We start from the raw sequence: 18,551 nt of genomic DNA on the forward strand, positions 1-18,551 counted from the left end.
CACCCGATAGGACGGTGCGGCAACGCACAACGCTAACAGATCAGGATTAGGACTGCTGAATGGTTGATACCAAGACCCCTGACGACAAGAAGCTGAGCGTTCCGAGCAAGACGCTATCGCTCAAGCCACGCGTCGAAACGGGCACTGTGCGCCAGAGCTTCAGCCATGGCCGCAGCAAGCAGGTCGTGGTCGAGAAGCGCGGCAAGCGCCGCATCGACGGCAGCCCCGAGCCTCAGCAGGCTCCCACGGTTGTTGCGAAGCCGGCACCCGCCGCGCCTGCGCCCGCTCCCTCGCGCCCGGCGCCCCCGCGTAACTCCGGGTCCGGCGTGGTGCTGCGCACCTTGACCGAGGACGAACGTTCCGCCCGCGCCAGCGCCTTGGCCGATGCCAAGGTGCGCGAAGTCGAAGAGCGCCGCCAAGCCGAGGAAGAGGCCCAGCGCCGCGCCGTTCGCGAGGCCGCCGAACGCGCCGATCGCGAAGCCGCCGAATCCCGCCGCAAGGCCGAGGAAGAGCGCCATCGTCACGAGGACGAAGCCAAGCGCAAGGCCGAGACCGAGGCCAAGAAGCGTTTTGGCGAAGGCGAGCAGCCGCAATCCGCTCCGCGCCCCGCAACGGCAGCCCCGGCTGCTCCCGCGCCGCGAACCGGCGCGCCCGCGGCCCGGCCCGGCACCACCACCACCACGACGGCACGTCCCGGAACGACGACCGCGCGCCCAGGAACGACCACGGCGCGGCCGACAGGCGGCCCGCTGGGCCGCGCGCCCGCGGTCGCAGCCGGACCGGACGAGGACGACGGTCCGCGTCAGATCCGCCGCGGACCCGGTGGCGCAGCGCGCCCTGTGGTCCCCCCTAAGCCCACGCACAAGCCCGGTCCGCAGAAAGAGCGCGGCCGCCTGACTGTCGTCACCGCGCTCAACGCCGACGAAGTGCGCGAGCGCTCGATCGCCTCGTTCCGCCGCCGCACCCAGCGCCTGAAGGGCCATGCCGCGAACGAGCCGAAGGAAAAGCTCATCCGCGAGGTGATCATTCCTGAAGCGATCACCATCCAGGAGCTCGCCAACCGCATGGCCGAGCGCGCGGTGGAAATCATCCGCATGCTGATGAAGCAGGGCGCGATTCACAAGATCACCGACGTGATCGACGCCGACACCGCGCAGCTGATCGCCGAAGAACTGGGGCACACCGTCAAGCGCGTTGCCGCGTCCGACGTTGAAGAAGGCCTGTTCGACGCAACCGACGATTCCACCGACACCGAGACCCGCTCTCCGGTCGTCACCGTGATGGGTCACGTCGACCACGGCAAGACCTCGCTGCTCGACGCGCTTCGTCATGCCAACGTCGTCTCCGGCGAGGCCGGCGGCATCACCCAGCACATCGGTGCCTATCAGGTGCTGTCGCCCGAGAGCGGCAAGAAGATCACCTTCATCGACACGCCCGGCCACGCCGCGTTCACCGCGATGCGCGCCCGTGGCGCCAAGGTCACCGACATCGTCGTGCTGGTGGTCGCGGCCGATGACGGCGTCATGCCGCAGACGATCGAAGCCATCAACCACGCCAAGGCGGCGCGGGTGCCGATCATCGTTGCCATCAACAAGATCGACAAGCCCGATGCCAAGCCCGAGCGCGTGCGCACCGAGCTGCTCCAGCACGAAGTGCAGGTGGAATCCTTCGGCGGCGACGTCGTCGACGTCGAGGTGTCCGCCAAGAACAAGACCAATCTCGACAAGCTGCTCGAAATGATCGCGCTGCAGGCCGACATTCTCGACCTGAAGACCAATTCGGATCGTCCGGCCGAAGGCACCGTGATCGAGGCCAAGCTCGACCGCGGCCGTGGTCCGGTCGCGACCGTGCTGGTCCAGCGCGGCACGCTTCGTGTCGGTGACATCATCGTCGCCGGCGCCGAAATGGGCCGCGTCCGTGCGCTGATCTCCGATCAGGGCGAAACGGTGCAGGAGGCAGGCCCGTCGGTGCCGGTCGAGGTGCTCGGCTTCAACGGTCCGCCGGAAGCCGGCGATCGCCTCGCCGTCGTCGAGAACGAAGCTCGCGCCCGCCAGGTCACCAGCTACCGCGCGCATCAGAAGCGCGAGAACGCGGCAGCCTCGATCTCCGGCATGCGCGGCTCGCTCGAGCAGATGATGTCGCAATTGAAGACGGCGGGCCGCAAGGAATTCCCGCTGATCATCAAGGCGGACGTGCAGGGCTCGCTGGAAGCGATCCTCGGCTCGCTGGAGAAGCTCGGCACCGACGAAGTCGCCGCCCGCATCCTGCATGCCGGCGTCGGCGGCATTTCGGAATCGGACGTGACGCTCGCGGAAGGCTTCAATGCCGCGATCATCGGCTTCTCGGTCCGAGCGAACAAGGAGGCTGCTGCGGCCGCCAAGCGCAACGGCATCGAGATCCGCTACTACAACATCATCTACGACCTCGTGGACGACGTGAAGAAGGCGATGAGCGGCCTGCTCGCGCCGACCTTGCGCGAAACCATGCTCGGCAATGCTTCGATTCTGGAGATCTTCAACATCTCCAAGGTCGGCAAGGTTGCCGGCTGCCGCGTCACCGACGGCACCGTGGAACGCGGCGCCAATGTGCGCCTGATCCGCGACAACGTCGTCGTGCACGAAGGCAAGCTGTCGACGCTGAAGCGCTTCAAGGACGAAGTGAAGGAAGTCCAGTCCGGTCAGGAATGCGGCATGGCCTTCGAGAACTACCACGACATGCGCGCCGGTGACGTGATCGAGTGTTATCGCGTGGAGACGATCCAGCGCTCCCTGTAAGTCCAAATCTTACCGAAGCGCCCGGATCTTTTTGAACTGAAATTGCGAGAGTGCGGTGGCCGGATTTTTCCCGGCCATCCGCCTCTCATTCGCTTCAACAGGACAAATGACAATGCTCGTGTCCCAAGCACGGGCAATGAGGTGATTTCGAACCATGCCACGCCATCATCAGAAGAAGAGTTCCGCGCCAGGCGGAGGCTCGCAGCGCCAGTTGCGCGTCGGCGAGCAAGTTCGCCACGCGATGGCCGAGATTCTGGCGCAAGGCAACGTGCATGATGCGGACCTCGAAGGTCACATCATCACCGTGCCGGAGGTGCGGATGTCGCCCGACCTGAAGCTCGCGACAGTCTACGTGATGCCGCTCGGTGGCCGCGACACCGGGGTCGTCATCGCTGCGCTCGAGCGCAACAAGAAATTCCTGCGCGGCGAAGTCGCGCATCGCGTTAACCTGAAATTTGCACCTGATCTTCGCTTCCGCGTCGACGAACGATTCGACGAAGCGGAACGGATCGAGAAGCTTTTGCGAACACCTGCGGTGCAGAAGGACCTGGAACAGGATCCGGACTCGGATCGGGAAGAAGAGCAATGACGATGGACCCGGCTCACGGCACGATCGGCGGCGAAGAGACCGATCAGCGCGACCCGCAGAAAAATAATTTTGCGGATCTGGGCGACAATTCTCAGCCGCATCAGGAGCCGCGCCGCATCAACAACGATCCGCGCGCCAGGCCGCAGAAGGGTAACCAGCCGCGCCGCGACCGCCGCGACGTCCACGGCTGGGTCGTGCTCGACAAGCCGATCGGAATGACCTCGACGCAGGCCGTTGCCGTGCTCAAGCGCCTGTTCAACGCCAAGCGCGCTGGACACGCCGGCACCCTCGACCCGCTCGCCTCGGGCGGCCTGCCCATTGCGCTGGGAGAAGCCACCAAGACGGTTCCCTTCGTCATGGACGGCCGCAAGCGCTACCAGTTCACCGTGTGCTGGGGCGAGGAACGCGACACCGACGACATCGAGGGCCGGGTGACCGCGACCTCCGACCAGCGCCCGACCCGCGAGGCCATTCTGGCCCTGTTGCCCCGCTTCACCGGGGTGATCGAGCAGGTCCCGCCGCGCTATTCCGCGATCAAGGTCCAGGGCGAGCGCGCCTATGACCTCGCCCGCGACGGCGAGATCGTGGAGCTGGCCGCCCGCCCGGTCGAAATTCATCATTTAACCCTTGTAGATCAACCGCATAGCGACCGGGCCGTATTCGAGGCCGAGTGCGGCAAGGGCACCTATGTCCGCGCGCTCGCCCGCGATATGGGCCGGATTCTCGGCACTTATGGCCATATCTGCGCGCTGCGGCGGACCCTGGTCGGCCCATTTGACGAGAACGACATGATTCCGCTGGATCAGTTGGAGGCTTTGTGCGATAGAGCCGCGTCCGGCGAGGGCAGCCTCGCCGACGCGCTTATGCCCGTTGAGACCGCGCTGGACGACATCCCGGCACTGGCCGTCACTCGGGCTGATGCGGCAAGGCTCCATCGGGGCCAGGCCGTTTTGTTGCGCGGACGGGATGCGCCCACTAGTAGCGGCACAGTCTATGTCACGGTAGCAGGCCGTCTCTTGGCGCTTGCTGAAGTCGGCAATGGCGAAATCATCCCCAAGCGTGTGTTCAACCTGACCGGCCTGACTGCCAGCTCCGGTCGTAACGAGAGAAATTGACGATGTCGATTGCCGCAGAACGCAAAGCGGAAGTCATCAAGACGAATGCCAACAAGGCCGGCGACACCGGCTCGCCGGAGGTTCAGGTCGCGATCCTGTCGGAACGCATCAACAACCTCACGAACCATTTCAAGACCCACGTGAAGGACAACCATTCGCGTCGTGGCCTCTTGAAGCTGGTCTCGACGCGCCGCTCCCTGCTCGACTACCTCAAGAAGCGGGACGAGGCGCGTTACAAGGCGCTGCTCGAGAAGCACAACATTCGTCGCTAAGTGTTCCCACGCGCGCCACCGGCGCGCGTTTTCGTGCGCGGTTTCGAACGAAAGCGTTGATTCAAAGGTTTTTGATCGAGGCTGCGTGCGCGTCGGGTGCGAGCCGTTGAAGGCAACCATCCGAGACATGATGAGCGAGGACCGCAATTGGTCGTCGCTTTCGTGCCGACTGACAGTCCAGCAGCAATCCGGCGGCTGGGCACAACGGGCAAGGCGCCCGTATGACCCGAAAGGATGGACGCCATCCGAAATCCGAAAACCATGGCAGGATCGCAGGACGCTGATCGCCCGCTCCGATCAGCGTCCTGCAATCTTGACATGGTTTTTGTTTTTTCGAGCCGTCCCTTCTTTCGAGAACCCATGAAAGAAGACCTCTATGTTCAATAAGCATTCCGTCGAGATCGACTGGGGCGGACGCCCCCTCAAGCTCGAAACCGGCAAGATCGCCCGCCAGGCCGACGGCGCCGTCGTCGCCACCTACGGCGAGACCGTGGTGCTCGCCACCGTCGTCGCGGCGAAGTCCCCGCGCGAAGGCGTCGACTTCCTGCCGCTGACCGTCGACTACCAGGAGAAGACCTACGCTGCAGGCCGCATCCCCGGCGGCTATTTCAAGCGTGAGGGACGTCCGACCGAGAAGGAGACGCTGGTCTCCCGCCTGATCGACCGTCCGATCCGCCCGCTGTTCGTCGACGGCTGGCGCAACGAGACCCAGGTCATCGTCACCGTGCTCTCCCACGACATGGAGAACGACCCTGACATCGTCGCGCTGGTGGCGTCGTCCGCTGCGCTGACCCTGTCGGGCGCTCCCTTCAAGGGCCCGATCGGCGCTGCCCGCGTCGGCTTTGCCAATGACGAGTTCATCCTCAACCCGACGCTCGACGAGATGGTCGACACCCAGCTCGACCTCGTCGTCGCCGGCACCGCCGACGCCGTGCTGATGGTGGAATCGGAAGCCAAGGAACTGAACGAAGACATCATGCTCGGCGCCGTGATGTTCGGTCACCGCCACTTCCAGCCGGTCATCAACGCGATCATCGAGCTCGCCGAGAAGGCCGCCAAGGAGCCGCGCGAAGTCACCGTGATCGACAATTCGGCGCTCGAGAAGGAAATGCTCGGTCTCGTCGAGCAGGAGCTCCGCTCCGCCTACGCCATTCCGGTCAAGCAGGATCGCTACGCCGCGGTCGGCAAGGTCAAGGAAAAGGTGATGGCCCACTATTTCCCCGAAGGGCAGGAGCCGAAATACGACAAGCTCCGCATCTCCGGCGTGTTCAAGGAGCTCGAAGCCAAGATCGTTCGCTGGAACATCCTCGACACCGGCAAGCGCATCGACGGCCGTGACAGCAAGACCGTGCGCAACATCATCGCCGAAGTCGGCGTGCTGCCCCGCGCCCACGGCTCGGCGCTGTTCACCCGCGGCGAAACCCAGGCGCTGGTCGTGACCACGCTCGGCACCGGCGAGGACGAGCAGTACATCGACGCGCTGTCCGGAACGTACAAAGAGACGTTCCTGCTGCACTACAACTTCCCTCCCTACTCCGTCGGTGAGACCGGCCGCCTCGGCGGCACCAAGCGTCGCGAGATCGGCCACGGCAAGCTCGCCTGGCGCGCGATCCACCCGGTGCTGCCGCCGCATCACGAATTCCCCTACACCACGCGCGTGGTGTCGGAGATCACCGAATCGAACGGCTCGTCCTCGATGGCCTCGGTCTGCGGCGCTTCGCTCGCGCTGATGGATGCCGGCGTGCCATTGAAGCGGCCGACCGCCGGTATCGCGATGGGCCTGATCCTCGAAGACAAGCGCTTCGCGGTTCTCTCGGACATTCTCGGTGACGAAGATCATCTCGGCGACATGGACTTCAAGGTCGCCGGCACGGAAGCGGGCATCACCTCGCTCCAGATGGACATCAAGATCGAGGGCATCACCGAAGAGATCATGAAGGTCGCGCTCGGTCAGGCCAAGGATGGTCGTATCCACATCCTCGGCGAGATGGCCAAGGCGCTCACTAACGCCCGCGCCGAGCTCGGCGAATACGCGCCGCGCATCGAGACCTTCAAGATCGCCACCGACAAGATCCGCGAAGTGATCGGCACCGGCGGCAAGGTGATCCGCGAGATCGTCGAGAAGACCGGCGCCAAGGTCAACATCGAGGACGACGGCACCGTGAAGGTCGCCTCCTCCGACGGCGAGGCGATGAAGGCCGCGATCAAGTGGATCAAGTCGATCGCGTCCGATCCGGAAGTCGGCCAGATCTATGACGGCACCGTCGTCAAGGTGATGGAGTTCGGCGCCTTCGTGAACTTCTTCGGCTCCAAGGACGGTCTCGTCCACATCAGTCAGCTCGCGTCGTCGCGCGTGCAGAAGACCTCCGACGTCGTCAAGGAAGGCGACAAGGTCAAGGTCAAGCTGCTCGGCTTCGACGACCGCGGCAAGACCCGCCTGTCGATGAAGGTCGTCGACCAGACCACCGGCGAAGACCTCGAGGGCAAGCTCGGCGACGGCGAGAAGGCCCCGCGCGAAGCGGCCGGCGAGTAACCCTCGCTACCTGCCAGAAACACCAAGGGCGGCCGAGAGGCCGCTCTTTTTGTTTGCCCTTTGCGACCTTCAGCGACGGAGCAGCCATGTGCGATTCCGCCGCAGCGTCACAATGACTGCGGTCGAAACCGGCGATAGGCACTGCCGCGTACCTGTTCTCACTGCCGCGCGCTTCATCGGCGGATCGTCCCCAGACAGGAGAACCACATGTCATCACTATCCCGGCGCCATCTCGTATTCGTCGCAACCGGTCTCGTTGCTGCCGCCGCCGCTCCGCGCCTCGTGTTCGCGCAGGCAGCGATGGCACTCGCAGGTCCGTTCAAGCTCGATCCGCTGACCTATCCGGCGAACGCGCTGGAACCGCATATCGATGCCAAGACGATGGAGATCCACCACGACCGCCATCACCAGGCGTTCATCACCAACCTGAACAATTTCGCGAAGGACCATCCGCAGATCGCAGACAAGCCGGTCAGCGACGTGCTGGGCAATCTCGGCGCCGTGCCGGAAACAATCCGCACCGGCGTCCGCAACAGCATGGGCGGCCACGCCAACCACACCATGTTCTGGCAGATCATGGGACCAAACGGCGGCAAACCAGAAGGTGCCCTGCTCGCCGCAATCGACAGCGACCTCGGCGGCATGGAGAAATTCCAGACCGACTTCAACGCCGCCGGCGGGCGCGTGTTCGGCTCGGGCTGGGTGTTCGTGACGGTCAGCAAGGACGGCAAGCTCGCGATCGAAACGCGGCCCAACCAGGACAATCCGATGATGGACGGCAAGCGCGCGCTGCTCGGCAACGACGTCTGGGAGCACGCCTATTACCTGAACTATCAGAACCGTCGGGCCGACTATCTCAAGGCCTGGTGGAATACGGTGAATTGGAAAGCCGTGGGCGAACGCTACGCCGCCGCCAAGGCCGGCACACTCGGCGTGTGACGACGATCCGAGCCATGAAAGAGGGCGGCCTCTCGGCCGCCCCCTTCTGTTTATCGCTCGCTGATCGGGATCAGGCCGCGATGTCGTACCGGTCGAGGTTCATCACCTTGGTCCAGGCCTTGGCGAAGTCCTTGACGAACTGCTCCTTGGCGTCCGAGGTGGCATAGACCTCGGCGTAGGCACGAAGCTGCGAGTGCGCGCCGAAGATCAGGTCGACGCGCGTGCCGGTCCACTTCACCGCATTGGTCTTGCGGTCGCGGGCTTCGTAGGTGCCGTCAGTGCCGGCCGGGGACCACTGCGTGCTCATGTCGAGCAGGTTGACGAAGAAGTCGTTGCTCAACGTTCCCACCTTCGAGGTGAGCACGCCGTGCTTCGAACCGTTCGCATTGGCACCGAGCACACGCAGGCCACCGAGGAGCACCGTCATCTCCGGGCCGGTGAGCCGCAACAGTTGCGCGCGATCGACGAGGGCTTCCTCCTGCTGCATGAACTGATGCCGCTTGCCGATGAAGTTGCGGAAACCATCCGCGCGCGGCTCCAGCGGAGCAAAGGAAGCAGCGTCGGTCTGCTCCTGCGAGGCATCCATGCGGCCCGGCGTGAAGCCGACCTTCACCTCGACGCCGGCATCCTTCGCGGCCTTCTCGACCGCTGCGGTGCCGCCGAGCACGATCAGGTCTGCCAGCGAGACCTTCTTCGCACCGGAGGATGCGTTGAAGTCCTTCTGGATCGCTTCGAGCTTGCCGAGCACCTTCGCGAGCTGGGCCGGCTCGTTCACCTCCCAATCCTTCTGCGGGGCAAGACGGATGCGCGCACCGTTGGCGCCGCCGCGCTTGTCCGAACCGCGGAACGTCGAGGCCGACGCCCACGCCGCCGAGACCAGCTCCGGCACCGAGAGACCCGAGGCCAGGATCTTCGTCTTCAGCGCGGCGATGTCCTGATCGCTGGCCAGCTCGTGATTCACCGCCGGGATCGGATCCTGCCAGATCAGCGTCTCCTTCGGCACCAGCGGGCCGAGATAGCGCTGGATCGGCCCCATGTCGCGATGAGTGAGCTTGAACCAGGCACGGGCAAACGCGTCTGCGAACTGATCCGGGTTCTCGAGGAAGCGCCGCGAGATCTTCTCATAGGCCGGGTCGAAGCGCAGCGAGAGGTCGGTGGTCAGCATCGTCGGCCGATGCTTCTTCGACTTGTCGAAGGCGTCGGGAATGATGGCGTCGGCACCCTTGGCCGTCCACTGGTTCGCACCGCCCGGGCTCTTGGTCAGCTCCCATTCGAAGTTGAACAGGTTCTCGAAGAAGTTGTTGCTCCACTTCGTCGGCGTCGTCGTCCACGTGACCTCGAGACCGCTGGTGATGGCATCGCCCGCGCGGCCCGTGGCATACTTGCTCTTCCAGCCGAGGCCCTGATCTTCCAACGCGCCCGCTTCCGGCTCCGGTCCGACCAGCGACGGATCGCCCGCGCCATGGGTCTTGCCGAAGCTGTGACCGCCGGCGATCAGCGCGACGGTCTCTTCGTCGTTCATCGCCATGCGGGCAAACGTCTCGCGGATGTCCTTGGCCGCGGCGACCGGATCCGGCTTGCCGTTCGGACCTTCCGGGTTGACGTAGATGAGGCCCATCTGCACCGCGCCGAGCGGCTCGGCGAGCTCGCGTTCGCCGCTGTAGCGCTCATCGCCCAGCCAGGTACCTTCGGGACCCCAATAAAGTTCTTCCGGCTCCCAGACATCGACGCGACCGCCGGCGAAACCGAAGGTCTTGAAGCCCATCGATTCCAGCGCGACGTTGCCGGCGAGCACCATCAGATCGGCCCAGGAAATCTTACGGCCGTATTTCTGCTTGATCGGCCAGAGCAGCCGGCGTGCCTTGTCGAGGTTGGCGTTGTCGGGCCAGCTGTTGAGCGGCGCGAAACGCTGCTGGCCGGCACCGGCGCCACCACGACCGTCAGTGGTGCGGTAGGTGCCCGCGCTGTGCCAGGCCATGCGGATCATGAGACCGCCGTAGTGACCGAAGTCGGCTGGCCACCACTCCTGCGAATCCGTCATCAGCGCGGTCAGGTCCTTGATGACCGCGTTGAGATCGAGCGACTTGAATTCCTTGGTGTAATCGAAGTCCGCGCCCATCGGGTCGGACTTGGCGGAATTCTTGTGCAGCATGTCGATGCTGAGCTGGGTCGGCCACCAATCGCGGTTCGCCGGCACGCGTTTTCCACCCGAAAACGGGCACTTTGAAGTGTCGTCCATGAATACCTCCTCTGGTGGCGTCGAACTCGCGCCTTTGACCAGGTAGAAACACTCTAAGCTTCGCATTCGATCAGGGGAAGTTGACTTTAATGATCGCTGCGATAGGATTTTCTGATGGTCAACGTGACGATGCGCCAGCTCCGGTATTTCGATGCGCTGGCGCGCCACGGCCATTTCGGCCGCGCGGCGGAGGCAAGCTCGATCTCGCAGCCAGCCCTGTCGATGCAGATCAAGGAATTGGAGGACGCGCTCGGCGGTCTGCTGCTCGAGCGCAGCGCCCGGCAGGTGGCGCTGACCCGGTTCGGCGAAGAGCTCGCGCCGCGCGTCCGTGACATTCTGCGCTCGGTCGACGAACTCGGCGATTTCGCGCGCGCCTCGCAGGACCGCTTTGTCGGGCGGCTGCGGATCGGCATGATCCCGACGATCGCGCCTTATCTGCTGCCCACGATCACCAAGAATCTCACGCGCATGCATCCGGAGCTCGACATCCGCGTGCGCGAGACGATGACGCCCCGGCTGATCCAGGAACTGGTCGAGGGCCGGCTCGACACCGCCATCGTCGCATTGCCGGTGTCGGAACCCTCGCTCACCGAGGTCGCGCTGTTCGACGAGAAATTCCTGCTGGTCCGGCCGAGCTCCGATGAAGGCACGCCGGTGCCATCGCGCGAGATGATGCGCGAGATGCGGCTTTTGCTGCTCGAAGAAGGACACTGCTTCCGCGATCAGGCGCTGTCCTTCTGCAACATGCAGTCGTCGCCGCCGCGCGAGATGCTGGATGCGAACTCGCTGTCGACGCTGGTCCAGATGGTCAGCGCCGGCATCGGCGTGACCTTGATTCCGGAGATGGCCGTGCCGGTTGAGACGCGCTCCGCCTCCGTCTCGCTGGCGCGCTTCCGCGACCCCGAACCTTCGCGCACCATCGGCATGGTCTGGCGCAAGACCAGCCCGCTGGCGCGCCAGCTCCTGCAGATCTCAGAGGTGGTGTGCCTGTCAGCCGGCAAGGTGCGCGCACGCCAATCCGTACGCAGCCCGCGGGCTTGAAGTCCCGATGCCGCATCCGATCATTCGCCCCGCACGCACCGACGAATTTGACGAGGTCGGCCGTGTCTGGATGGAGAGCTGGGTCTCGACCGGGCTCGGCGAAGCCAGCGACTTCCTGCTGGCCAATCTGCGTGCGCGCGTCAGGCGCGAGATCGAGCACGGCTGGACCCTGTTCGTCGCCGACGACAACGGCACGATCGCCGCGATGCTGGCGCTGCACCTGCCAAAACTCTATCTCGACATGCTGTTCGTCGGGCCCGCCTATCAGGGCCAATTGCTCGGCCGACAATTGCTCGCCTTCGCGCGTACGCAAATGCCGGATGAAATGTACCTGCGCTGCGTCCGCGAGAACGAAAAGGCCTGGCGCTGGTACGAGCGCGAGGGCTTTGTGTTCGAGAAGGAAGAGGTCGAACCGTCGAACGGGTTTGTGATGAAGTATTATCGGTGGAAGCGGCAGGGGCCCACCGGTTAGACGGCGACCTCCCGATGCAGCTTGCGGTTGTCATGATCCCAATTTAGTGTGGCGTGTCCCGATTTGTTCCGCTGCCCCATGCCTTGGAATCCATGATTCGATTTGCTGTTTCCGTGATCGCTCTGCTGTGCCCTCTCGCTCTGGCAGCAGCTCAAACCCCTCCCTCGACCACGCCGCCCTCAAAGCCAGCAGTCAGGAAAGCGGCGACAAAGCCGAAGGCGCCGGCAGTCAAATCGCCCGAGCCTGCAAACGCCGGTCCGTGCCGTCTTGGCGTGATCTCGGTGATCGGCGAGCACTACTCCGTGCAGAAGTTTGGCGTGACGATCTTCGAGGCTGAGGCAGACGAGGTCCCAATCGACTGGGGCCTCGATGATCTGGTTTTCGCTCGTGTGCGTGCGGCAACGAACAACGATCCTTCGGTCCGCAGGATCGCCTATCCCAAGGGCGCCTTCGAGCCTTTCTACCATGCGAAAGCGATCTTCATCCCGGACCCCAAAGAGAGCCTGCCGGTGATCGTGAAGAGCTTCACCGCGAATACGAATTGCGATCGCTATCTTGTCGCAACCACGTTCAAGTCGAAGCTGCCGAACTCGAACATGACGCTGAACGGCATCGGCACCTACAATCAGGGGCTCGGGAAAATCATCCGGCACTCGCACATTTTCGCCAATGTTGCGATCACGCTAATTGATGGCCGGAGCTACGAGGAAATCAAGCGGCCCTTTGTGAATTTTGGCGCGAACTTCGCCGCAAGCATGCGACTGACCGAAGATCCGTTGAACAAGCTCGACAACTCTCTATTCCCTGACCCGCCAGCAGCGGCTTCGGCCAGCGCGGCGCTGCGCGAGAGGACGCGAGCACTCATCACAGACAGGCTCGATCGGGGCTTGCCCGGCTATCTCAAGGAAGATTGAGCGGGAGCATTGTCGCCGGGCAGGGCCGCCGAAGACGCCCGGGATCATCTGGATGCACAGCGGATTTCGGATACGATGGGGGAAGGTGATGAATCTGCTGCCGTGCCTGGTTCCGTTGAAAGGTCCGCTCCCATGATCAAGCTCTATTGGTCGCCGCGCTCGCGCTCGTTCTCGACGCTCTGGCTGATGGAAGAGAGCGGCCTGCTCTATGCGCGCGTGTTGACCGACATTTCGACCGGGGCGCAGAAGGCGCCGGATTTCCTCAAGGTCAATCCGATGGGCAAGGTGCCGGCGCTCAGCGACGGCGATGCCGCGCTCGGCGAGGCCGCGGCGATCTGCGCCTACATCGCCGACCGCTATCCCGAGATGAAGCTTGCGCCTGCAGTGAGCGACCCTCGCCGCGCGCGCTATCTGCAATGGCTGTTCTTCTCGCCGGGCTGCATCGAGCCGGCGATCATCCAGATCTTCACCAAAATCGAAGTGCCGAGTTCGACCGCGGCCTGGGGCAGCGCGACGCAGGTCTTCGACGTGCTCGAGGCCGCGCTCGCCAACGGGCCGTGGATTCTCGGCGAGGAATTTTCGGCCGCCGACATCATGATCGGCTCAGGGCTGAACTTTGCGGTGCGCCTGTTCAAGATGGCGCCGTCGCGCCCGGCCTTCGAGGCCTATATCGCCCGCTGCATGGCGCGGCCCGCGTTCCAGCGCGCGGAAAGGATCGCAGCCGGCTGAAGCAGCCAGCTCAAAGCCTGATCTTGAGGACCGCGAGGCCGGATTGCTGGAGCAGCCCGGAGGATGTCGCAGCAAGCCCATAGCGGAGGCCGAGATCGAATCCCTTGCCGTCCGCCGCGACCAGTCCCACCGCGGTCGAGTAGATCCACGGCGACAGCATGAGACCGTTGGTGACGAATGTGTCGCCGCCGCCGGCAAAGGCCGACCTGACCTGAACGCCCTGATTCAGCGCGTTGTAGCCGACACCTACATCGCCGGTGAGATGGACCTGCCGCGCGATCTGGTAAGCGCCCTTCAACCCGGCCGTCAGCGTCAATTCACGATAGGTTTGCGAATCGACGTTGAGGCTGAAGCCGCCTGCGCCGCTTTCCTGGTAGGCGGGCGCGCGGACATGACCGTAGTCGAGCCGCAGCGACGGCGACAATGCAAATCCAGGCTCAACCGGGATCAGCTTGCGGATTCCGGCCTCGGCATGCCCGCTGTAGGAGCGATAGCCGGAACCGGCCATGCCGTTGATGAAGGAAAGCGAGCGGCTCTCACCATTGTCATTCAGGGCGCCATCAACCTGGCCCTCGAGCCGAAAACCGTTGCCGAGCGCATACGCACCGTAGAGCCCCGATTGGTATGAATCGATGCCGAGCCGGTTGGGAACCGCATCGTCGCTTCCGGTGACCGTGTAGTGGGAATAGGCGAACACACCGCCCAACATCGCACGCGCGGAGATCATCGAGTCGGCGCCGACCGCTATGCCGCCCCCGGACGCATTGTATCCGGAGATGCCGTCGACGCTTCCCTGCCGGACGCTGCCGCCAAGCGGCTTCATCCAGATGTTGCGCTCGGGCACGGTGCCACCGTTCGGGCCGATGACGTCGTCGAGCCGTCCTGCCATCGCCTGCTGAAACGCGCGCTGCGTCGCGTAGGTCGCCTGCGATGCCGCGCCGGTCAGAACGGGCAGGGTCTGGTTGACCGCTTTGACGAGGTCCGGCCCGCTCAGATTGTCGAGGGCGGCAAAGCCCGGCGCCATCGGGCCGGTCCAACCAAGTGACGTCGTCGAGAGGCGATACAGCATGTCTGCCGCTCCCAGTCCGGCACGGCTGCCCTGGGATTGCAGGGATTCGGCATAGGGTCGCACCAGCGAGAGAGCGGCCACGCCGCCGGTCGGGTTGCCAGAGAGGTCGTAGGTGTAGACCAGCATCTGCGTACCCGACGCATCGCCGCTCGCGGCGCCGTAGAGGCTGGTGAGGGTGCCGCGCGAGAGCGTGTTGAAGAGAACATTGCCCTCGGGTGTCACCGACCCCAGCAAGGTGAAGTTGGCGCTGCTGCTTCCAGCGGGCGCGATCCCGGCGCCCCAGAAATATCCGTTCTGGTAGTTTGTCACGACGAACCGGCCCGGCGCCGACGTGCCGAACAGCGTGGAGCTGACGATCCGCCAAGGCGTGCCAGACATCCACGCCCATTGCGGAACGGAGTTCGCGGGGACCGGTTCGGCAGGCGGCGGCGTGAAGGTCGCGGGATCGTAAGGGAGCATATAGGCCCAGTGCGTCACCAGCAGGCTATCGCCGGTGATCATCTGCATTTCCATCGCGGTCACACCGTTGATGGTCCGCATGTGGCCGAGACCGACGGTGACCACGCCGCCGCCGGTCGGCGTGAACTGCATCGTGATCTGGCCAGCGCTGGTGACAAAACCCTGGATGGTCGAGGTATCGGTGAGAAGCGCCGGCCCGATCTTCAGCTGCGCAACGCTCGTGCCGGAAAAGGAGCCGTTGGTCGCGGTCGCAAGCGACCACAGCGTCTGGTCACCGATCGGGATCGGATTGGAGAAGCTGGTCGTCGGCGCAGCGTAGGCCAGCAGTTGGGCGACCGGCACATACCAGTTAGTGTTCGACAGGGTCGAATCCCAGATCGTCGACTGTGCCCGGGCATACGAGCTTCCACAGAGTAATGCTGCGCATGCAATCGACACCCGCACGCTTGCGCGACTTGTCGTATGCCCTCTCAGCAAGACCCGCCCCTCCCGAGCCGCGGGCCACGAATCCGCGGCGCCATCCGCCACAACAGACATGACTCCATCAACCGAGTCTACCTCGTGATCTTGGGGGGGCGAGGAGCGGCCCCGGCGTCAGGCGGCCTGCAGACACCTTACTCCGTCTTCAAATCGTCCGGCCTCGGCATCAGGATGGTGTTGTAGCCGGAATCGACATAGTGGATCTCGCCAGTCACGCCGCCGGAGAGATCCGACAACAGATAGAGCGCCGAGCCGCCTAGCTCATCGAGCGTGACGCCGCGGCGGAGCGGCGAATGCTTTTGCATGAAGGCGAACATCGCGCGCGCCTCGCCGATGCCGGAGCCGGCGAGCGTGCGGATGGGACCTGCGGAGATCGCATTGACGCGGATGCCGCGCGGTCCGAAATCGGAGGCGAGATAGCGCACCGAGGCTTCCAGCGCCGCCTTGGCCACGCCCATCACGTTGTAGTTCGGCATCGCGCGCTCCGAGGCGCCGAAGGTCAGCGTGATCATGCTGCCGCCCTCGGTCATCAGCTCGGCGGCGCGTTTTGCCACCTCCGTGAACGAGAAGCAGGAGATCACCATGGTGCGCGAAAAGTTTTCGCGGCTGGTGTCGGCGTAGCGGCCCTTCAGCTCGTTCTTGTCGGCGAAGCCGATGGCATGGATCACGAAATCCAGCCGGCCCCATTTTTCACGGAGCGCATCGAATGTCGCATCGACACTGGCGATGTCCTCGACGTCGCAGGGCAGCACCAATTCCACGCCAAGCTGCTCCGCCAGCGGCTTGACGCGCTTGCCGAGGGCTTCGCCCTGGAAGGTGAAGGCGAGCTCGGCGCCATGGGCATGCAGCGTCTTCGCCATACCCCAGGCGATCGAATGATCATTGGCGATGCCCATGATCAGACCGCGCTTGCCCTTCATCAAACCTTCCATTTCAAGATCACCTTCCGCTCTTCGTCATGCCCGGGCTTGTCCCGGGCATCCACGCCCTTTGCAGCCTGAGGCCAATACGTGGATGGCCGGGACATCAAGCGCGAAGACGCGCTTCGCGCTTTTGCCGGCCATGACGAGAAAATCAACGCGACGCCAGCAAGGACGTCACACATCCAGCCGGCTGAACACCAGCGTGGCGTTGGTGCCGCCGAAGCCGAAGGAGTTCGACAGCACGGTGCCGATCTTGACGTTGTCGATGCGCTTGCGCACGATCGGCATGTCGGCGAATACCGGATCGAGCTCCTGGATGTGTGCGCTTTCGCAGATGAAACCGTTGTTCATCATCAGCAGCGAGTAGATCGCTTCCTGCACGCCGGTGGCGCCCAGCGAGTGGCCGGTCAGCGCCTTGGTCGCCGAGATCGGCGGGCACTTCTCGCCGACGCCGAACACCTTTCGGAGCGCCTCGATTTCCGGGGGATCGCCAGCCGGGGTCGAGGTGGCGTGCGGATTGATGTAGTCGACCTTGGTCTTCACCGTCGACATCGCCATGCGCATGCAGCGCTCGGCGCCTTCGCCCGACGGCGCGACCATGTCGTAACCATCGGATGTCGCGCCGTAGCCGACGATCTCGCCGTAGATGCGCGCGCCGCGCGCCTTGGCATGCTCCAGCTCTTCCAGCACCAGCACGCCGGCGCCGCCGGCAATGACGAAGCCATCACGGTTGATGTCGTAGGGACGCGAGGCGGTGGCGGGCGTGTCGTTGTATTTCGAGGACATCGCGCCCATGGCGTCGAACAACACTGACAGCGACCAGTCCAATTCCTCGCAGCCACCGGCGAAGATGATGTCCTGCTTGCCGATCTGGATGGTCTCATAGGCGTTGCCGACGCAATGGTTCGAGGTCGCGCAGGCCGAGGAGATCGAATAGTTCACGCCCTTGATCTTGAACCAGGTCGCGAGCGTTGCGGAGGCGGTGGACGACATCGCCTTCGGCACTGCAAACGGGCCGACGCGCTTCGGGCCCTTGGTGCGGGTGATGTCCGCAGACTCGACGATGGTGCGGGCGGACGGGCCGCCGGAGCCCATGATGATGCCGGTGCGGATGTTGGAGACTTCGTCAGGCGACAGGCCGGAGTCCTGGATCGCCTGCTCCATCGCGATGTGATTCCAGCCCGCGCCCTGGCCGAGGAAGCGCATCGCACGGCGATCGACAACCGTCGCAGGATCGATCGTCGGCGCACCTTGCACCTGCGAACGGAAGCCGAGCTCGGCATATTTCTCAGCCCGCGAAATGCCAGACTTCGCCTCGTGAAGGCTCGCAAGCACTTCCTGGGTGTTGTTTCCGATGGACGAGACGATGCCCATCCCGGTGACCACAACCCGCCTCATGACAGCCTCGCCTAAATCGTTGTCTTTCTTGGTGATGCGCTCAGCTCAGGCTCGTACCCTGCTTGAACAGGCCGACCTTCAGATCCTTCGCGCGATAGATAATCTGGTCATCGACCGAAAGCCACCCGTCGGCGATGCCGAGCACGAGCTTTGAACGCATCACGCGTTTGATGTCGACGTTGTACACAACCTTGCGGGCCTCGGGCAGCACCTGGCCGCTGAACTTTAATTCGTTCAGTCCGAGCGCGCGCCCTCGACCTTCGCCCCCGGTCCAGCCCAGGAAGAAGCCGACCATTTGCCACAGCGCATCGAGGCCGAGGCAGCCGGGCATGACAGGATCGTTCTTGAAGTGGCAGCCGAAGAACCAGAGGTCGGGCTTCACGTCGAGCTCGGCGCGCACCACGCCCTTGCCGAACTCGCCGCCATTGTCGTTGATCTCCGTGATGCGGTCGAACATCAGCATCGGCGGCAGCGGCAGCTGGGCATTGCCCGGGCCGAACATCTCGCCGCGGGCACATGCCAGCAGATCTTCGTATTCGTAACCATTGCGCCTGTTCAACATGCGGAAGCCTCTGTTCTAACCCCGATTGAGCGGCGTTTCTGGC

General features: G+C 64.1%; 15 protein-coding genes. 10 read left to right on the top strand and 5 right to left on the bottom strand.

What is annotated here, in order from left to right:
- Positions 1 to 59: 59 nt before the first annotated feature.
- The 6 genes from infB to FNV92_RS00260 all read left to right on the top strand — a co-directional run bounded on the left by infB (position 60) and on the right by FNV92_RS00260 (position 8,222).
- Positions 60 to 2,774: a translation initiation factor IF-2 gene (gene infB / locus FNV92_RS00235; protein ID WP_014438692.1), complete on the top strand. Its 2,715-nt coding sequence runs from the start codon at positions 60 to 62 to the stop codon at positions 2,772 to 2,774.
- A 154-nt stretch (positions 2,775 to 2,928) separates the two neighbouring features.
- Complete coding sequence (rbfA, locus tag FNV92_RS00240) at positions 2,929 to 3,363, top strand: 30S ribosome-binding factor RbfA (RefSeq protein ID WP_041747943.1); 435 nt, start codon at positions 2,929 to 2,931, stop codon at positions 3,361 to 3,363.
- Complete coding sequence (gene truB / locus FNV92_RS00245; RefSeq protein ID WP_168213408.1) at positions 3,360 to 4,478, top strand: tRNA pseudouridine(55) synthase TruB; 1,119 nt, start codon at positions 3,360 to 3,362, stop codon at positions 4,476 to 4,478. The genes rbfA and truB overlap by 4 nt, the downstream gene beginning before the upstream one ends.
- Before the next feature lie 2 nt (positions 4,479 to 4,480).
- The gene (rpsO, locus tag FNV92_RS00250) at positions 4,481 to 4,750 is read left to right on the top strand and encodes a 30S ribosomal protein S15 (RefSeq protein ID WP_008131787.1); all 270 of its coding nucleotides are present in this window, start codon (positions 4,481 to 4,483) and stop codon (positions 4,748 to 4,750) included.
- Positions 4,751 to 5,126: 376 nt separating this feature from the next.
- Positions 5,127 to 7,283 (top strand): polyribonucleotide nucleotidyltransferase, encoded by a 2,157-nt coding sequence (pnp, locus tag FNV92_RS00255; RefSeq protein ID WP_143842687.1) that lies wholly within the window; start codon positions 5,127 to 5,129, stop codon positions 7,281 to 7,283.
- A gap of 207 nt (positions 7,284 to 7,490) precedes the next feature.
- The gene (locus FNV92_RS00260) at positions 7,491 to 8,222 is read left to right on the top strand and encodes a superoxide dismutase (RefSeq protein WP_143842686.1); all 732 of its coding nucleotides are present in this window, start codon (positions 7,491 to 7,493) and stop codon (positions 8,220 to 8,222) included.
- A gap of 70 nt (positions 8,223 to 8,292) precedes the next feature.
- Here the strand turns inward: FNV92_RS00260 and katG are convergent, their stop codons facing one another.
- Positions 8,293 to 10,461, bottom strand: a complete 2,169-nt coding sequence (gene katG / locus FNV92_RS00265; protein WP_168213407.1) for a catalase/peroxidase HPI — start codon at positions 10,459 to 10,461, stop codon at positions 8,293 to 8,295.
- A gap of 114 nt (positions 10,462 to 10,575) precedes the next feature.
- Here katG and FNV92_RS00270 point away from each other — a divergent pair, with 114 nt between their 5' ends.
- The 4 genes from FNV92_RS00270 to FNV92_RS00285 all read left to right on the top strand — a co-directional run bounded on the left by FNV92_RS00270 (position 10,576) and on the right by FNV92_RS00285 (position 13,617).
- On the top strand, positions 10,576 to 11,502 hold the full coding sequence (locus FNV92_RS00270) for a hydrogen peroxide-inducible genes activator (RefSeq protein ID WP_014438699.1): 927 nt from the start codon (positions 10,576 to 10,578) through the stop codon (positions 11,500 to 11,502).
- Positions 11,503 to 11,509: 7 nt separating this feature from the next.
- On the top strand, positions 11,510 to 11,974 hold the full coding sequence (locus tag FNV92_RS00275) for a GNAT family N-acetyltransferase (protein ID WP_143842684.1): 465 nt from the start codon (positions 11,510 to 11,512) through the stop codon (positions 11,972 to 11,974).
- A 92-nt stretch (positions 11,975 to 12,066) separates the two neighbouring features.
- Positions 12,067 to 12,888 carry a hypothetical protein gene (locus FNV92_RS00280; RefSeq protein WP_143842683.1) on the top strand — a complete coding sequence of 274 codons (822 nt, stop codon included), beginning with the start codon at positions 12,067 to 12,069 and terminating at the stop codon, positions 12,886 to 12,888.
- 132 nt (positions 12,889 to 13,020) lie between these two features.
- Complete coding sequence (locus tag FNV92_RS00285) at positions 13,021 to 13,617, top strand: glutathione S-transferase family protein (RefSeq protein WP_143842682.1); 597 nt, start codon at positions 13,021 to 13,023, stop codon at positions 13,615 to 13,617.
- A gap of 10 nt (positions 13,618 to 13,627) precedes the next feature.
- Here FNV92_RS00285 and FNV92_RS00290 read toward each other — a convergent pair whose 3' ends face one another.
- The 4 genes from FNV92_RS00290 to fabA all read right to left on the bottom strand — a co-directional run bounded on the left by FNV92_RS00290 (position 13,628) and on the right by fabA (position 18,508).
- Positions 13,628 to 15,487 (bottom strand): autotransporter outer membrane beta-barrel domain-containing protein, encoded by a 1,860-nt coding sequence (locus tag FNV92_RS00290; RefSeq protein ID WP_244623786.1) that lies wholly within the window; start codon positions 15,485 to 15,487, stop codon positions 13,628 to 13,630.
- Positions 15,488 to 15,759: 272 nt separating this feature from the next.
- Positions 15,760 to 16,557, bottom strand: coding sequence for an enoyl-ACP reductase FabI (gene fabI / locus FNV92_RS00295; protein ID WP_143842680.1), 798 nt, complete (start codon positions 16,555 to 16,557; stop codon positions 15,760 to 15,762).
- Between the two features lie 165 nt (positions 16,558 to 16,722).
- Complete coding sequence (gene fabB / locus FNV92_RS00300; protein ID WP_143842679.1) at positions 16,723 to 17,946, bottom strand: beta-ketoacyl-ACP synthase I; 1,224 nt, start codon at positions 17,944 to 17,946, stop codon at positions 16,723 to 16,725.
- A gap of 40 nt (positions 17,947 to 17,986) precedes the next feature.
- Complete coding sequence (fabA, locus tag FNV92_RS00305; protein WP_014438706.1) at positions 17,987 to 18,508, bottom strand: bifunctional 3-hydroxydecanoyl-ACP dehydratase/trans-2-decenoyl-ACP isomerase; 522 nt, start codon at positions 18,506 to 18,508, stop codon at positions 17,987 to 17,989.
- Positions 18,509 to 18,551 lie beyond the last annotated feature (43 nt).

Origin of the sequence: Bradyrhizobium cosmicum (assembly GCF_007290395.2) — a bacterium.
GTDB lineage: Bacteria > Pseudomonadota > Alphaproteobacteria > Rhizobiales > Xanthobacteraceae > Bradyrhizobium > Bradyrhizobium cosmicum.

Coding starts and splice junctions, on each gene's coding strand:
- FNV92_RS00260 (WP_143842686.1), top strand. CDS start 7,491: ATGTCATCACTATCCCGGCGCCATCTCGTATTCGTCGCAACCGGTCTC.
- katG (WP_168213407.1), bottom strand. CDS start 10,461: ATGGACGACACTTCAAAGTGCCCGTTTTCGGGTGGAAAACGCGTGCCG.
- rbfA (WP_041747943.1), top strand. CDS start 2,929: ATGCCACGCCATCATCAGAAGAAGAGTTCCGCGCCAGGCGGAGGCTCG.
- FNV92_RS00275 (WP_143842684.1), top strand. CDS start 11,510: ATGCCGCATCCGATCATTCGCCCCGCACGCACCGACGAATTTGACGAG.
- FNV92_RS00285 (WP_143842682.1), top strand. CDS start 13,021: ATGATCAAGCTCTATTGGTCGCCGCGCTCGCGCTCGTTCTCGACGCTC.
- FNV92_RS00280 (WP_143842683.1), top strand. CDS start 12,067: ATGATTCGATTTGCTGTTTCCGTGATCGCTCTGCTGTGCCCTCTCGCT.
- fabI (WP_143842680.1), bottom strand. CDS start 16,557: ATGGAAGGTTTGATGAAGGGCAAGCGCGGTCTGATCATGGGCATCGCC.
- fabB (WP_143842679.1), bottom strand. CDS start 17,946: ATGAGGCGGGTTGTGGTCACCGGGATGGGCATCGTCTCGTCCATCGGA.
- infB (WP_014438692.1), top strand. CDS start 60: ATGGTTGATACCAAGACCCCTGACGACAAGAAGCTGAGCGTTCCGAGC.
- fabA (WP_014438706.1), bottom strand. CDS start 18,508: ATGTTGAACAGGCGCAATGGTTACGAATACGAAGATCTGCTGGCATGT.
- FNV92_RS00270 (WP_014438699.1), top strand. CDS start 10,576: ATGGTCAACGTGACGATGCGCCAGCTCCGGTATTTCGATGCGCTGGCG.
- truB (WP_168213408.1), top strand. CDS start 3,360: ATGACGATGGACCCGGCTCACGGCACGATCGGCGGCGAAGAGACCGAT.
- pnp (WP_143842687.1), top strand. CDS start 5,127: ATGTTCAATAAGCATTCCGTCGAGATCGACTGGGGCGGACGCCCCCTC.
- rpsO (WP_008131787.1), top strand. CDS start 4,481: ATGTCGATTGCCGCAGAACGCAAAGCGGAAGTCATCAAGACGAATGCC.